The sequence below is a fragment of the Sphingomonas cellulosilytica genome (assembly GCF_052321755.1).
Taxonomy (GTDB): domain Bacteria; phylum Pseudomonadota; class Alphaproteobacteria; order Sphingomonadales; family Sphingomonadaceae; genus Sphingomonas.
Map to the genome: position 1 here is coordinate 42732 of NZ_JBQRTT010000002.1, position 14039 is coordinate 56770.

At 67.8% G+C, this 14039-nt stretch carries 16 protein-coding genes and 1 tRNA gene; 12 read left to right on the forward strand and 5 right to left on the reverse strand.

All coding sequences use genetic code 11. The features are described 5' to 3' along the window. The first annotated feature begins 58 nt into the window (after positions 1 to 58). The gene (locus ACTZQ5_RS03335; protein WP_038661510.1) at positions 59 to 481 is read left to right on the forward strand and encodes a Fur family transcriptional regulator; all 423 of its coding nucleotides are present in this window, start codon (positions 59 to 61) and stop codon (positions 479 to 481) included. Positions 482 to 529: 48 nt separating this feature from the next. Beyond that, positions 530 to 1240 (forward strand): lysophospholipid acyltransferase family protein, encoded by a 711-nt coding sequence (locus tag ACTZQ5_RS03340; protein WP_443583748.1) that lies wholly within the window; start codon positions 530 to 532, stop codon positions 1238 to 1240. A gap of 18 nt (positions 1241 to 1258) precedes the next feature. Here the strand turns inward: ACTZQ5_RS03340 and ACTZQ5_RS03345 are convergent, their stop codons facing one another. Together ACTZQ5_RS03345 and ACTZQ5_RS03350 are read right to left on the reverse strand one after the other, a co-directional pair. Then, on the reverse strand, positions 1259 to 2062 hold the full coding sequence (locus ACTZQ5_RS03345; protein WP_443583749.1) for a MipA/OmpV family protein: 804 nt from the start codon (positions 2060 to 2062) through the stop codon (positions 1259 to 1261). Positions 2063 to 2125: 63 nt separating this feature from the next. Beyond that, positions 2126 to 3112 carry a hypothetical protein gene (locus ACTZQ5_RS03350; RefSeq protein ID WP_443583750.1) on the reverse strand — a complete coding sequence of 329 codons (987 nt, stop codon included), beginning with the start codon at positions 3110 to 3112 and terminating at the stop codon, positions 2126 to 2128. 128 nt (positions 3113 to 3240) lie between these two features. Between ACTZQ5_RS03350 and ACTZQ5_RS03355 the strand changes: the two genes are divergently transcribed. From ACTZQ5_RS03355 to ACTZQ5_RS03400, 10 genes are all read left to right on the forward strand, one after another. Beyond that, positions 3241 to 3807, forward strand: coding sequence for a DUF4142 domain-containing protein (locus ACTZQ5_RS03355; protein ID WP_443583751.1), 567 nt, complete (start codon positions 3241 to 3243; stop codon positions 3805 to 3807). Between the two features lie 72 nt (positions 3808 to 3879). After that, on the forward strand, positions 3880 to 5205 hold the full coding sequence (gene miaB, locus ACTZQ5_RS03360) for a tRNA (N6-isopentenyl adenosine(37)-C2)-methylthiotransferase MiaB (protein WP_443583752.1): 1326 nt from the start codon (positions 3880 to 3882) through the stop codon (positions 5203 to 5205). 95 nt (positions 5206 to 5300) lie between these two features. Next, positions 5301 to 6299, forward strand: coding sequence for a PhoH family protein (locus tag ACTZQ5_RS03365; protein ID WP_443583753.1), 999 nt, complete (start codon positions 5301 to 5303; stop codon positions 6297 to 6299). A gap of 49 nt (positions 6300 to 6348) precedes the next feature. Next, positions 6349 to 6597: a type II toxin-antitoxin system VapB family antitoxin gene (locus ACTZQ5_RS03370; RefSeq protein ID WP_443583754.1), complete on the forward strand. Its 249-nt coding sequence runs from the start codon at positions 6349 to 6351 to the stop codon at positions 6595 to 6597. Beyond that, positions 6594 to 6989: a type II toxin-antitoxin system VapC family toxin gene (locus ACTZQ5_RS03375; protein WP_443583755.1), complete on the forward strand. Its 396-nt coding sequence runs from the start codon at positions 6594 to 6596 to the stop codon at positions 6987 to 6989. The genes ACTZQ5_RS03370 and ACTZQ5_RS03375 overlap by 4 nt, the downstream gene beginning before the upstream one ends. Then, positions 6986 to 7498: an rRNA maturation RNase YbeY gene (ybeY, locus tag ACTZQ5_RS03380; RefSeq protein WP_443583756.1), complete on the forward strand. Its 513-nt coding sequence runs from the start codon at positions 6986 to 6988 to the stop codon at positions 7496 to 7498. The genes ACTZQ5_RS03375 and ybeY overlap by 4 nt, the downstream gene beginning before the upstream one ends. Positions 7499 to 7508: 10 nt before the next feature. Beyond that, a complete protein-coding gene (locus ACTZQ5_RS03385) occupies positions 7509 to 8417 on the forward strand; it encodes a hemolysin family protein (protein ID WP_443583757.1) in 909 nt (302 codons plus the stop codon). A gap of 88 nt (positions 8418 to 8505) precedes the next feature. Continuing rightward, a complete protein-coding gene (locus ACTZQ5_RS03390) occupies positions 8506 to 8877 on the forward strand; it encodes a hypothetical protein (protein ID WP_443583758.1) in 372 nt (123 codons plus the stop codon). A gap of 133 nt (positions 8878 to 9010) precedes the next feature. Next, positions 9011 to 11239, forward strand: a complete 2229-nt coding sequence (katG, locus tag ACTZQ5_RS03395; protein ID WP_443583759.1) for a catalase/peroxidase HPI — start codon at positions 9011 to 9013, stop codon at positions 11237 to 11239. 116 nt (positions 11240 to 11355) lie between these two features. Further along, entirely contained in the window at positions 11356 to 12684 is a 1329-nt protein-coding gene (locus ACTZQ5_RS03400) for a PQQ-dependent sugar dehydrogenase (RefSeq protein WP_443583760.1), read from the forward strand. A 261-nt stretch (positions 12685 to 12945) separates the two neighbouring features. On the opposite strand, the gene ACTZQ5_RS03405 is transcribed toward ACTZQ5_RS03400, so the two are convergent. The 3 genes from ACTZQ5_RS03405 to ACTZQ5_RS03415 all read right to left on the reverse strand — a co-directional run bounded on the left by ACTZQ5_RS03405 (position 12946) and on the right by ACTZQ5_RS03415 (position 13937). Further along, entirely contained in the window at positions 12946 to 13320 is a 375-nt protein-coding gene (locus tag ACTZQ5_RS03405; RefSeq protein ID WP_443583761.1) for a heavy metal-binding domain-containing protein, read from the reverse strand. Positions 13321 to 13458: 138 nt separating this feature from the next. Further along, a tRNA-Ala gene (locus ACTZQ5_RS03410) sits at positions 13459 to 13534 on the reverse strand. A gap of 82 nt (positions 13535 to 13616) precedes the next feature. Continuing rightward, complete coding sequence (locus tag ACTZQ5_RS03415) at positions 13617 to 13937, reverse strand: TIGR02300 family protein (RefSeq protein WP_443584132.1); 321 nt, start codon at positions 13935 to 13937, stop codon at positions 13617 to 13619. Positions 13938 to 14039: the final 102 nt, after the last annotated feature.

A 14039-nucleotide genomic window follows, 5' to 3' on the forward strand; every position in this document is an offset into this window, starting at 1 on the left:
TCATTATTGCGAGTCGGTTTCGCTTTTCGCAACAAGCACGATCCACTACATTGTGCCCATGCCTCGCAAGATCGACCTCGAAGCCCTGTGCAACCAGAAGGGCCTGCGCATCACCGAACAGCGGCGCGTGATCGCCCGCGTCCTGTCGGAGGCGGAGGACCATCCCGACGTCGAAAAGGTCTACGAGCGCGCCTCGGCGATCGACCCCGGCATCTCGATCGCCACCGTCTACCGCACCGTGCGCCTGTTCGAAGAGGCAGGCATCCTCGACCGGCACGATTTCGGTGACGGCCGCGCCCGCTACGAGCCCTCACCCGAGGCCCATCACGATCACCTGATCGACGTGGAGACGGGCAAGGTCATCGAATTCGTCGACCCGGAACTCGAACAGCTGCAAAAGGCGATCGCCGAAAAGCTCGGCTTCCGCCTCGTCGACCATCGCATGGAATTGTACGGCGTCAGCCTCGACCGCAAGGCTTGAGGCGCCGCGTGCGTCCGGCCGCGGTCGCGGCGTGACGGGCGTCGCGTGATGGGCAACGTGCGCCTCACGCTGCGACTGGCGGCGCTGATCGGCACGTTGCTGGTCGCGCTGGCGCTGCACGGCCTGTGGCGGCTGTTCCGCCGGCCATCGCCATGGCCGCGCCGCTTCCTCGGCAGCGTCGCGCGCATCGTCGGTGCGCGGGTGCGCGTGATCGGCACGCCGCTGAGGCGCGATGTCGTGTTCCTCGCCAATCACCTCAGCTGGATCGACATCCTCGCCATCGCCGGCGCCACCGGCAGCGCCTTCGTCGCCAAGGGCGAATTGCAGGGCGTGCCGCTGGTCGGCTGGCTGTGCACGCTCAACCGCACGATCTTCGTGACGCGCGAGGACCGGTTGCAGGTGACCGCGCAGATCGCCCGCCTGCGCACGGTGCTGGCCCAAGGGCGCGGCGTCACCATCTTTCCCGAAGGGACGACGGGCGACGGCACCACGCTGCTGCCCTTCAAGGCCGCGCTGCTCGCCGCGCTCGACCCGCCGCCGCCGGGCGTATGCGTGCAGCCGGTCCGGGTCGATTACGGGACGGCGACGGGCGAACTCGCCTGGATCGGCGACGAACCCGGCCAGTCCCATGCGCTGCGCGTGCTCCGCCGCCGCGGCACCTTCCCGGTCACGCTGCACATGCTGCCGCCCTTTGACCCGGCCATCGCCGGCGGTCGCAAGGGCATCGCCGCCCGGGCACGCACGGCGATCGCGGACTAGTCCGCCGTCTGCCGCGGCTCAGCGCACCCCCGGCCCGAAGGAATAGGACAAGGCCACGCCCCCCGACAGCTGGTTGCGCGACCCGAACGCGCGCACCACCGGCGACCGGCCCGGGTCGGCGACCAGCCGGTCGTATTTGGCATAGCCGACCAGTCCCCAGCGCGGGGTAAGCTGCTTCAGCGCGCCGGCCGTCGCGCCCACCGCCTGCACGCCGCCATCCGCATCGAACGCCGGCAGTCCCGATCGCACCGCGTCGGCAGGGGCGACGCCGAAATAGGCGCGATTGTAGCGCGCGCTCGCCAGCGTCAGCCGCGGCCCGATCGACAACAGCCAGCGATCGGCGTCGCGCATGACGTAATCGGCGCTCAGCACGGCGATCAGCCCCTTGTGCCCGCCCAGCCCCTGCCGCACTTCGCCGCGGACCCGCACGGCATCGGTCACCGCATATTGCGCGAAGCCGCCCGCCTCCACGGTGAAGCCGACCGTCGGCAGCACGCCACCCACGTCGCGGCTGCGCCGCCGCCCGACGAAGCCGGCCGATGGCCCCAGTTGCAGGCGCGCATCACGGCGCAACAACGGAAAGCCCACGCTCTCATCCGGCGCCTCGAAGGCGAAGGGGGTGTCGCCGCGGGTCCGCGACACGTCGATATAGGGACGAAGGCTCACCGAATCGGCGCCGGGATAGGTCGGCTTCACCTGCGGCCCCAGCGCGACACGCGTGCGTCGCGGCGCGCTATCATCAGCCTCCTGAGCCCGCGCCGGCGCGCTGGATAGCGAGGCGCCGGCAACGGCCAGCAAGGCAAGGGTCGCGGAGCGGGTCATGTCCATGACCCCGGACCCTACAACTTTCGCACGCTTTGGCGAGTCGCCGCCGGCGTCGCCCGCTTATTTCGCTTGTAGCGTGGCCGGCCGCGGCAACGGGCCGGTGACCGGATCGAGCGTATCGACCTTGCGGTGATAGCAGGCGAGCACGGTGGCAGTCGCATCGTTTCCCTCGCGCACGCAGGCGCGCACCAGGGCGCAGCCGATCCGGTCGATGCGGGGATCGCCGCTGGAGACGTCGGCATGACACCAGCGGAACAGCGCGCCGTCACTGGCATAATGCAGCCGCATCACCCGCAGCCTGCGCGCGACCACGACGATATCGTCCTCCCGAGCCTCGGCCCGGCGCTCGGCCGGGGCTACGGCCCGCGCCCCATTCGGTGCCGGGGAACGATCGGTCACCCCCGGTTGCGGACCGGATGGCAGCGGCTCTTCCGGGCGGCCCGGATCCGCCCGGATCAGCGGCTCGGCCGGCGTCGATACCGGCACGGGCGTCAGCACGGGTATCGACGCCTGCGCCCCCGCACAGTCGCCCACGCGGCGGGCGGTCACACGCCAACGCATCTTGCCCCCGTCCAGACCCCGCACATCGTTCTCCAGAAGGTAGTCCGCATCGAGGCCGAGTTCGGCGATATGGGCACGCAGGCGCGTGGTTCGCGTGATCGCGACGCCGGCCGGCGAGGCGATCATGCAGCGGCGGTTGCCCCGCACGCGGTTGCGCGCGATCGACAGCGTCAGGCGCGAACAGCTGGCGGTGCCGTCGAACATCGCGCGCTCGCCGACAAGCTGATCCAGGATCGCACGCGTATCGCCCTCGGCGATGCAGCGTTGCCAGCTTTGCCCTGGCCGCGGCGGCGGCATGCGCTGTCCCGGCGGAGGATCGAAGAGGATCGGGCTCGACTGAAAGGTCCAAAGACCGGCCACCATCCGCGGCGGCGCGCCCTCGACGACGATGTCCGGCCCGGCCGCCCCATCCTGCTGGGCCGCGAGCGCCGCAGCGAACGCGCCCGCGACGATCCCGATCGAAACCCAGGCCACGCGGCTCTTCATCGATCCCTCTCCCTTGCGCGCAGCATTCCATGGATCGCGACGGGAGACCAGCAAGTCATCGGCGACCTCGGCCCGGCCGGAACACCTTCAACGTCGGGTCGTTACCGCCCCGCAATAGGGAGAAGATCATGCGCAAGGTGTTGATTTGCATTAGTGTTCTGGCGCTCGCCGGGGCATCGGCCGGCGCGATGGCGCAGGATTCGGGCAGCATGACCGCCGCCCAGGTCGGCGCCGCGCCGATGACCGGTACGCCCGCCCAGAATTACGTCGCCTGGGCCGCCGACAGCGACATGTACGAGATCCAGTCGAGCAAGCTCGCCCTGTCCAAGGCGAAGAACCAGGCGACCAAGGATTTCGCGCGCGAGATGATCGCCGATCACACGCAGACGACCAAGTCGCTGATGGCGGCGCTGCCCAAGACCGAGCCCAAGGTGATGAAGCCCGGCAAGGCGCTGTCCGAACCCAATGCCGCCAAGATCGCGGCGCTGAAGGACGCTTCGCCCGACGCCTTCGACGCGCTCTACATGCAGCAGCAGGCCGAGGCGCACAAGGCGGCCTGGTCGCTGCACAAGGGCTATGCCACCGATGGCCAGGACCCAGCGCTGCGCCAGGTCGCGACCACCGCGGTGCCGATCATCGAAAAGCACCTGGCGCATGCCAAGGGCGGCGCGGGTGGCGCGATGGGCGGGATGTAATCCGGCTCCGGGCTCCCGCACGCGCGGGAGCCCGGTCGTTCGGGCGGGTAGCGATCCGCCCCTCGATCCTGTATGCGCCGCGCCATGAGCGCTGCGGACAAACCCCGGACCTTTCACGTCAAGTCGTTCGGCTGCCAGATGAACGTCTACGACGGCGAGCGCATGGCCGAACTGATGACGGCGGACGGACTCACCGCGACCGCGGATGCCGACGCCGCCGACCTCGTCGTCCTCAACACCTGCCACATTCGCGAGAAGGCGACCGAAAAGGTCTATTCGGATATCGGCCGCCTCCGCAAACACGGTCGCGCGCCGATGATTGCGGTCGCCGGCTGCGTCGCGCAGGCCGAGGGCGAGGAGATCGTCCGCCGCGCCAAGGTGGACGTCGTCGTCGGCCCGCAGGCCTATCACAACCTCCCCGATCTCGTCGCGAAGGCCGCCGCCGGTACGCCCAGCCTCGATACCGACATGCCGCTGCTCTCGAAGTTCGGCAGCCTGCCGGCGCGCCGCCGCGTCGGCCCCTCCGCCTTCCTGACCGTGCAGGAGGGCTGCGACAAATTCTGCACCTATTGCGTCGTTCCCTACACCCGCGGCGCGGAGGTCAGCCGGCCGTTCGCCGCGATCGTCGACGAGGCGAAGGCGCTGGTCGATGCCGGCGCGCGCGAGATCACGCTGCTGGGGCAGAACGTCAACGCCTGGGCCGACGACACGCGCGGGCTGCACGACCTGATCCGGGTGCTCGACCGCATCCCCGGCCTCGCCCGCATCCGCTATACCACCAGCCACCCCAACGACATGGCGCAGGGGCTGATCGACGCGCATGGCGACGTCGAGAGCCTGATGCCGTTCCTCCACCTGCCGGTGCAGGCGGGCAGCGATCGGGTGCTGAAGGCGATGAACCGCAGCCACACGCGCGATTCCTACCTGCGCCTGCTCGACCGCATCCGCGTGGTGCGACCCGATATCGCGCTGTCGGGGGATTTCATCGTCGGCTTCCCCGGCGAAACCGAAGCCGAGTTTGCCGAGACGCTGAGCCTCGTCGACGCGGTCGGCTATGCCCAGGCCTATTCGTTCAAATACAGCCCCCGCCCCGGCACGCCCGCCGCCGACCTGGCCGGCGCGGTGCCGCCGGAGGTGATGGACGAACGGCTCCAGCGGCTACAGGCGGCGCTGGGGCGCGACCAGCTGGCGTTCAACGCGGCCAGCGTCGGGCGCACCTGCGACGTGCTGATCGAACGCCGCGCCAAGCTGCCCGGCCAGATGCTCGGCAAGTCGCCCTGGCTGCAATCGGTCCACCTGATGACCGATGCCGCGATCGGCGACATGGTGACGGTCGATATCCTGTCGGGCGGGCCGGTGTCGGTCGGCGGTGCGGAGCGGGTGCGCGCCGCCGCCTGATCCGCGCCTGATGCAAGCGAACGGTTTTGCGGCTTTCCTTTCGTCCGGCCGCATCCCACATTCGGTCCTCAGCCATTCCGGCATGAAAGGACCGCATGAGTCGCAAGCCCGTCCCCGCCCGCTCCGGTGAACGCAGCCGGGCAGAGGTGTTGTTCGACAAGCCCCAGTTGCTCGCCACGCTGTTCGGGCAATACGACCAGAATCTGGTGGCGCTCGAAAACCGGCTGGGGGTCTATATCACCGCGCGCGGCAATCGCGTCGGGCTGGAGGGTACGGCAGAGAATGTCGCGCTCGCCCGCGACGTGCTGCAAGACCTCTATCACCGCCTGCAGCGCGGCGAAGAGGTCGACACCGGCCTCGTCGATGCCTCGATCGCGATGGCGTCCGAACCGACGCTCGACGGCATCGTCAGCACCGAACGCAGCGGCATTCCGTCGATCATGATCCGGACGCGCAAGAAGACGATCGTGCCGCGCACCCCGGCGCAGGCGCACTACATGCGCGAACTGACCACCAACGACATGATCTTCGCGCTGGGGCCGGCGGGGACGGGCAAGACCTATATCGCCGTCGCGCAGGCGGTGTCGCAGCTCATCACCGGCAGCGTCCAGCGCCTGATCCTGTCGCGCCCGGCGGTGGAGGCCGGCGAAAAACTGGGCTTTCTGCCGGGCGACATGAAGGAGAAGGTCGATCCCTACCTGCGCCCGCTCTACGACGCCCTCCACGACTGCCTGCCCGCCGAGCAGGTCGAGCGGCGGATCGCCAGCGGCGAGATCGAGATCGCGCCGATCGCCTTCATGCGCGGGCGGACGCTGGCGGATGCCTTCGTGATCCTCGACGAGGCGCAGAATACGACCCCGGCGCAGATGAAGATGTTCCTTACCCGTTTCGGGCAGAACAGCCGCATGGTGATCTGCGGCGATCCCAACCAGACCGACCTGCCCGGCGGCGTCGGCGCATCGGGGCTTGCCGATGCGACGATGCGGCTCGACGGCGTCGAGGGTATCGCAATGACGCGCTTCACCGCCGCCGACGTCGTCCGCCATCCGATTGTCGGGCGGATCGTCGAGGCGTATGAGGAGCCGAACGGTTGACGCGGCGGGATATCCTTTCTACACCCTAAGGATATACGGAGGGTTGGTAGTGGCATCCCTGTACGTCAAGGACGAGGAGACCAACGCGCTGGCCGCTCGGTTGGCGCGACGCCGCGGGATATCGAAGACCGCCGCGGTCAAGCAAGCACTGCAACATGAACTCGCGCGGGATGCGGCGAACCTGCCGCTGCGGGAACGCATGCGGATCTGGCGAGAGGAGCATCCGCTGGGCGAGCCGACCGGCTTGAAGGCGGACAAAGCTTTTTATGATTCGCTGAACGACGAGGACGACGATTGACCATCTTCGTCGACGCCTCCGCTATCGTCGCGATCGTCGATGACGAAGCGGAGGCGGACGCCTTCGCCGACGCGATCGAGCAGCACAATGACCGGTGCTATTGCGCTGTAGGGGCGTGGGAAGCGACGCGTGCGATCGTACGTTTGCGCAAAACGACCGTGACCAAGGCAAGCATCGCCCTGGAAAGCTTCGTCCAGACCGCCGGCCTGCGCATGGTGGCGATCGGCGAAGCCGAAGCGCAACTCGCGATCGAGGCTTATGCCCGCTACGGCAAGGGCCACCACCCCGCCCGCCTCAACATGGGCGATTGCTTCGCCTATGCCTGCGCCAGGACAAACGACGCCAGGCTGCTCTACAAGGGCGACGATTTCTCGAAGACGGACCTTGCATGATCCACATCGAACTCACCCGCGAAGAGCCCTGGCCCGACGGCACCGATTGGGACGCGCTGGCCGTCCGCGCCGCGCGTGCCGCGATCGAACGCACGCCGCATGGCGACCTCCTCACCACCGCCGCGGTGGTGGAGATCAGCGTGCGGCTGACCTCCGACGAGGACGTGCACGCGCTCAATCGCCAGTATCGGCAGAAGGACAAGCCCACCAACGTCCTCTCCTTCCCGATGGTGCAGCCGGACCTGATCGACACCGTCAGCCAGAACAGCGACGACGGCGAACTGCTGCTCGGCGACATCGTCCTCGCCCACGGCGTCTGCGTGGCGGAGGCACGGGACAAGGGCGTCACCGTCGAGGAGCATGCCACGCACCTGCTGGTGCACGGCACGCTGCATCTGCTAGGCTACGACCATCTGGACGATGACGAGGCCGATGCGATGGAAGAGATCGAGCGTCAGGCGCTCGCCACGCTCGGCATCGCCGACCCCTATTTGATACGAGAGGACTGATACCGCCGCCATGGCAGACGACCGAAGTAGCGCCGGCAACGGCGACCTCCACGAATCCGGCATCTGGCGAGGGCTGAAAACCCTCATATTCGGCGGCGCGCAGGAAGAATCCCTTCGCGACCAGTTGGAAGAGGCGATCGATCGGCACGAGGACGATCCCGGTCCCGATGCCAAGGGCGACCTCACCCCGCTCGAGCGGCAGATGGTGCGCAACCTGCTCCACTTCGGCGAGCGCGATGCGGGCGATGTCGGCGTGCCGCGCGCCGACATCATCGCGGTGGAGGAAGGCACCACCTTCGCCCACTTGGTGCAGATCTTCGCGGAGGCCGGCCACAGCCGCCTGCCCGTCTATCGCGGCGAACTCGATACGATCATCGGCATGGTCCATATCAAGGACGTGTTCGCGATCCTCGCGACCGGTGCCGAGCACCCGGCCAGCATCGCCGGGCTGATCCGCGAGCCGCTGTACGTGCCGATGAGCCGCGGCGCGCTCGACCTGCTCGCCGACATGCGCCAGCGCCATGTCCACCTCGCCATCGTGCTCGACGAATATTCGGGCACCGAAGGCCTCGTCACGATCGAGGACCTGATCGAGGAGATCGTCGGCGAGATCGAGGACGAGCATGACGAGGCACCCACCGCACTGCTGGTGCCGATCGACGATGGCGCCTGGGAGGCGGACGCGCGCGCCGAACTGGAGGATGCCGCCGAACTGATCGACATCCGGCTCGGCGAAGCGGACAGCGACGTCGACACCCTGGGCGGCCTTGCCGCGGTGCTCGCCGGCCATGTGCCGGCGATCGGCGAATGCGTCGACCATCCCAGCGGCTGGAAGTTCGAGGTGCTCGACGCCGACGAACGGCGCATCCACCGCCTGCGGCTGCACCCGCCGGTCGTGCGCGAGGTGGAGGAGGCCTGACCGTCGCCAAACCGCTGCTTGCCGCCGCTCAGCCACCGTTCATCGCAGCGGATCACTCTGCGACCAAGCGACAGGGGAGATGGATGGCATGCGGTACGGAACCTGGCTCATCGCTGCGGTGGCGATGCTGGACGGTGGCATGGCTCATGCGCAGGCATGGAGCACGATCAATGGCGGCCCCGTCCGGCGGCCGAAGGAAGAGTGGCAGACGATCAGCAGCTTGCCGCCTACGGCTCCGGTCCATTCAGAGCTCCGCCGTACTCGCCGGATGATCGACGGCGCGCGACGCGCCGGTCAGCTGACCCGTGACGAGGCGCGCGAGTTCCGGCGCGAATCGCGGCGGATCGATGCCATGGTCGGTCGCTCCGGCGGCAGCGAGACGGACCGGCAACACGCCCAGGCCGCAGCCCGCGCGCTGGAAAGCAGGATCAACGCCAAGCGTGGCACCGCGCCCCGCTGATCGCCTTACCCGATCACACCTTTCGCGATTAAGCGTTTTCCCGATCAGCCGGACTGCGATAGCAATCGCAACATGACCGCGGCACGGTGCGTTCACCCCGCCGCGGCCCGACCGAATCGAGGAGAGACAAGCCATGGACGCGATCACCGAAGGCAGCCCGATCAACGATCCCAAGAAGCAGCCGCTCGCCATGCGCCGCCTGCTCGGCCAGACCGCCAAGGACTGGTGGCCCGAATCGCTGTCCATCGACATCCTTCACCAGAAGGGCGTCAGCGGCAATCCGATGGGCGACGACTTCGACTATCGGAAGGAATTCCTCAGCCTCGACTACGACCAGCTGAAGGCCGATCTCACCGCGCTGATGACCGACAGCAAGCCGTGGTGGCCGGCGGATTACGGGCATTACGGCCCCTTCCTGATCCGCATGGCGTGGCATTCGGCCGGCACCTATCGCACCGGTGACGGCCGCGGCGGCTCCTCGGCCGGCCAGCAGCGGTTCGCGCCGCTCAACTCGTGGCCGGACAACGGCAATCTCGACAAGGCGCGCCGCCTGCTCTGGCCGATCAAGCAGAAATATGGCCGCAAGCTCAGCTGGGCGGACCTGTTCATCCTCGCCGGCAACGTCGCGATCGAATCGATGGGCGGGCCGACCTTCGGCTTTTCCGGCGGGCGCGAGGACGTCTTCGAGCCGGAGAAGGACGTCTATTGGGGCACTGAGGAGGAATGGCTCGGCCAGACCCGGATCGACGAGGAAGCCGGCCTCGCGCTCGAAAGCCCGCTCGCCGCGATCCAGCACGGCCTCATCTACGTCAATCCGGAAGGTCCCGGCGGCTGCCCGCATCCGCAAGGGTCGGCGCGCGACATGAAGGAAACCTTCGCGCGCATGGGGATGAACGACGAGGAAACCGTCGCGCTCACCGCCGGTGGCCATACCTTCGGCAAGGCGCATGGCGCGGGTGATCCGAAGCTCGTCGGCAAGGAGCCGGAGGGCGCCGACATCGCCTCGCAGGGCCTCGGCTGGGCGTCGACGCACGAGAGCGGCATGGGCGATCATACCATCACGTCGGGCATCGAAGGCGCCTGGACGCCGACACCGATCACCTGGGACATGAGCTATTTCGACATGCTCTTCGACCATGAATACGAGCTGGTGAAGAGCCCGGCCGGTGCGCACCAGTGGCAGCCGGTCGGCAATCCCGACGAAACGCTGGCGCCCGCCGCGCACACCGCGGGCAAGCGCGTGCCGACGATGATGACCACCGCCGACATGGCGCTGAAGGTCGACCCCGCCTACAATGCGATCTGCCAGAAATTCCGCGCCGACCCGGCCTATTTCGCCGACGTATGGGCACGCGCCTGGTACAAGCTGACCCATCGCGACATGGGGCCGAAGATCCGCCTGATCGGCCCGGAAGTGCCGCAGGAGGAGCTGATCTGGCAGGATCCGATTCCGCTCGCCGACTATCCGCAGATCGAGGCGGGCGACATCGCCGACCTCAAGGCGGCGATCGCCGATGCCGACCTGTCGATCGAGGACCTCGTCACCACCGCCTGGGCCTCGGCCTCGACGTGGCGCGGATCGGATCATCGCGGCGGTGCCAACGGTGCACGCATCCGCCTCGCCCCGCAAAAGGACTGGGAGGTCAACCAGCCCGAGCAGCTTGCCCGCGTGCTGGCGGTGTATGAGGGCATCAAGGCCGACTTCGACGGCAAGAGCGCGAAGAAGGTATCGCTCGCCGACCTGATCGTGCTCGGCGGTTCGGTCGGGATCGAAGCGGCGGCCAAGGCGGCCGGCAATGCGATCGAGGTGCCGTTCACGCCGGGCCGGACCGACGCCTCCGCCGAACAGACCGATGCCGAGGGCTTCGACGTGCTCGAACCGCGCGCCGATGGCTTCCGCAACTATCTGCAGGTCAAGTTCAACGTGCCGACCGAGGAGCTGCTGGTCGATCGCGCCCAGTTGCTCGGCCTGTCGGCGCCGGAAATGACGGTGCTGGTCGGCGGCCTGCGCGTGCTCGGCGCGAACCATGCCAAGGCCAAGAACCACGGTGTCTTCACCGACCGTCCGGGCCAGCTGACCAACGACTTCTTCGTGAATTTGCTCGACATGGGCACCGCGTGGAAGCAGATCAGCGACGAAAGCGACGAGGAGTTCGTCGGCACCGATCGCGAGACGCATGAGCAGAAGTGGACCGCCTCGCGCACCGATCTGGTGTTCGGCTCCAATTCGCAGCTGCGCGCGCTGGCGGAAGTCTATGCCGCGTCGGATGCGGGCGAGATGTTCGTCAGGCACTTCGTCCAGGCCTGGACCAAGGTGATGAACGCGGATCGCTACGACCTGCTCTACGGTTCGGAAGCGTAAGCGCACGCCGGCATCCGCCGGCATGACACAGGGCCGTCGGCGCTTCCCCTCTGGCGCCGGCGGCCTTTTCGTATCCGCCCCTTCCGCACGTCGCCGCGCGTGCCTATCGTAGGGGCATGCTGAAGCACATCCTGCGCGTCGCCGCGCTCGTCGTCGTCATCGCGGTGGCGGTCATCGTCTATCTCGCCTGGCCGGACACGGCGCAGGTGCCGTTCGACCGCGTCACCGGCAAGCGTCCCGCGATCACCGAGGCGCGCGTGCAGACGATCCCGACCGTGAAGGTCGCCGATGTCGTCGGCTGGCAGGGCAACGAAGCCCCCACCCCCGCCGCCGGACTGACGGTGCGGGCCTTCGCCAAGGGCCTCGACCATCCGCGCTGGCTCTATCGCCTGCCCAATGGCGACGTGCTGGTCGCCGAAACCAATTCGCCGCCACGCGATGGCGGCGGTATCCAGGGCTGGGTAATGCGCCACCTGCTCGGCAAGGCGGGCGCCGCAGTGCCGTCGGCCAATCGCATCACCCTGCTGCGCGACGCCAACGGCGATGGCGTGGCGGAGGAACGCCACGTCTTCATGACCGGCCTCAACTCGCCGACCGGCATGGCGTTGCTCGGCGGCCAGCTCTACGTCGCCAACACCGATTCGGTCGTGCGCGTGCCCTATGTCGAGGGCACGACGCGGATCACCGCCAAGCCCGAGCTGATCGTCAAGCTGAACGGCGGCGGCAACCATTGGGCGCGCACGCTGGTCGCTGCCCCCGACGGGCGCACGCTCTACGTCGGCGTCGGATCGTCGTCCAACATCGCCGAGAACGGGCTGGAGGCGGAGAAATTCCGCGCCAACATCCTCCAGGTCTATCCCGACCAGAAGACGTTCCGCATCTTCGCCTCCGGCCTGCGCAACCCGCAGGGCATGGCGATCAGCCCGTTCAACAACCAGCTGTGGACGGTGGTCAACGAGCGCGACATGCTGGGATCGGACCTCGCGCCCGATTACCTGACGCAGGTCGAATTGGGCGACCAGTTCGGCTGGCCCTGGTTCTATTGGGGTGGCTATCCCGATACGCGCGTCGACCCGCAGCGCCCGGACCTGCAGCAATATGCGAAGCGCCCCGATTACGCGCTCGGGCCGCACGTCGCGGCGCTCGGCCTCACCTTCTCTGGCGACGTGACGCTCGGGAATCGCTTCGCCAGCGGCGCGTTCGTCGGCGAACACGGTTCGTGGAACCGCAAGCCGGTGTCGGGCTACAAGGTGGTCTTCATCCCCTTCGCTCCTCGCGGCTTCCCGGTAGACGGCGCTAAGCCGGTCGACGTGCTGACCGGCTTCCTGGACAAGGACGGCAAGGCGCGCGGGCGCCCGGTCGGCGTGATCGGCGACAAGGCCGGCGGCCTGCTGGTGGCCGACGACGTCGGCAACACGATCTGGCGGGTGTCGCAGGCGAAATAGGCGTGCGCACTGTGGTGGCAGCCCTGATCCCCGACGGGTCAGGGTGACACCTGGGTGCGCAGCACTGGTGGAGCCCGAACCGTTTGCCCTGAGCCTGTCGAAGGGCGGACTGCCACGGGCAGCAGGCTCGCGGCACCCTGCCCTTCGACAGGCTCGGCACGAACGGATCAAGCCGGCCGTATTCTACCATCTAGCGCACGTCGCGGAGCGGCATCGGAAGACCTCTGACGCTCCCAAACGCCTCCGGGCGCCAGGAGGCGCTTATTGCGCCGGCGCCGGCTCGGTAAACTTGATCGCGGTGCCGGTGGCATTGGTCTTGCCCCAGCTGACCGCGGTCACGTGGGAATTGCCGTAGCGCGCGTTGATGACCGCATCCGCGCCCATCTTCTCGGCGCGCTCCCACAATTCGCGGAAGATCTTGGCCTCCGATGAGGCCTTGCTGAAGATCGTCGCCTTGCGCACGCCTGCCTTGACCTCGCCGATCACGCGATACGGCCGGTCGGCGATATCGCCTGCGAACACTGGAACGCCAGCCTCGGGATTGACGACGGCATAGGTCTTGCCATCCTTCGCCGACGCAGCCGGTGCCACGGCCAGCATCAGTGCGACGGCCGCGATCGATCCGATATGTTTCATGTTTGCCTCCCCCCATGCGCCCGTTGGCCGGACGCCGCATGATGGTCGCGCAGCAGCGGCGGCCAGTCAAGATTGGGGCCATTACGGCCGTGCATACGGAGGAGAAAAGCGGCGCGATCCGCCGCGTCAGGAACCGGATGGTGGAGCCGAGGGGGATCGAACCCCTGACCTCTGCAATGCCATTGCAGCGCTCTCCCAGCTGAGCTACGGCCCCATCCGTTCCGGGAGGCGCCCCACTAGCGGGGGCGCCGGAGCATGGCAAGCGCTGTTTTCGCGCCTGCCATGCTTATCCACAATTAATGTTCGTCGTCGTCATTGGGCGCTTCCACGCCCAGGTCGTCGTCACCGCCGAGATCGACCTCGTCGTCCGCCGAGGGCTCTTCCTCTTCGCCCAGCGCTTCCAGATCCTCGTCCTCACCCTCGAGGTCGCGATCCGCCTCCTTGGTGTCCGGCTTGATCTGCTCGAACGGCAGCGGCTGCTTGGATTTCAGGATCGGTTCCGGGTTCCACGTCGTGCCGCAGTTGATGCAGGTGACGGGATCGTCCTTTTCGAGGTCATAGAAGCGCGTGGCGCATTTCGGACACGTACGCTTCGTGCCCCATTCCGGCTTGATCATGCCGTATAGTGCCTTTCGGAATTGGGTTTCGCCGGGCAGAACGTCCCCTTGGGGTCGCCCCGACCCTGCGAGGTGGGCGGCGCCTTGCCATAGCGCAAGGTG

Excerpts from the sequence above, each read along its gene's own strand:
- katG (WP_443583759.1), top strand. The coding sequence starts at position 9,011 with ATGGACGCGATCACCGAAGGCAGCCCGATCAACGATCCCAAGAAGCAG.
- ACTZQ5_RS03400 (WP_443583760.1), top strand. The coding sequence starts at position 11,356 with ATGCTGAAGCACATCCTGCGCGTCGCCGCGCTCGTCGTCGTCATCGCG.
- ACTZQ5_RS03340 (WP_443583748.1), top strand. The coding sequence starts at position 530 with ATGGGCAACGTGCGCCTCACGCTGCGACTGGCGGCGCTGATCGGCACG.
- ACTZQ5_RS03355 (WP_443583751.1), top strand. The coding sequence starts at position 3,241 with ATGCGCAAGGTGTTGATTTGCATTAGTGTTCTGGCGCTCGCCGGGGCA.
- ACTZQ5_RS03390 (WP_443583758.1), top strand. The coding sequence starts at position 8,506 with ATGCGGTACGGAACCTGGCTCATCGCTGCGGTGGCGATGCTGGACGGT.
- ACTZQ5_RS03385 (WP_443583757.1), top strand. The coding sequence starts at position 7,509 with ATGGCAGACGACCGAAGTAGCGCCGGCAACGGCGACCTCCACGAATCC.
- ACTZQ5_RS03415 (WP_443584132.1), bottom strand. The coding sequence starts at position 13,937 with ATGATCAAGCCGGAATGGGGCACGAAGCGTACGTGTCCGAAATGCGCC.
- miaB (WP_443583752.1), top strand. The coding sequence starts at position 3,880 with ATGCGCCGCGCCATGAGCGCTGCGGACAAACCCCGGACCTTTCACGTC.
- ACTZQ5_RS03345 (WP_443583749.1), bottom strand. The coding sequence starts at position 2,062 with ATGACCCGCTCCGCGACCCTTGCCTTGCTGGCCGTTGCCGGCGCCTCG.
- ACTZQ5_RS03335 (WP_038661510.1), top strand. The coding sequence starts at position 59 with ATGCCTCGCAAGATCGACCTCGAAGCCCTGTGCAACCAGAAGGGCCTG.
- ACTZQ5_RS03365 (WP_443583753.1), top strand. The coding sequence starts at position 5,301 with ATGAGTCGCAAGCCCGTCCCCGCCCGCTCCGGTGAACGCAGCCGGGCA.
- ybeY (WP_443583756.1), top strand. The coding sequence starts at position 6,986 with ATGATCCACATCGAACTCACCCGCGAAGAGCCCTGGCCCGACGGCACC.
- ACTZQ5_RS03350 (WP_443583750.1), bottom strand. The coding sequence starts at position 3,112 with ATGAAGAGCCGCGTGGCCTGGGTTTCGATCGGGATCGTCGCGGGCGCG.
- ACTZQ5_RS03405 (WP_443583761.1), bottom strand. The coding sequence starts at position 13,320 with ATGAAACATATCGGATCGATCGCGGCCGTCGCACTGATGCTGGCCGTG.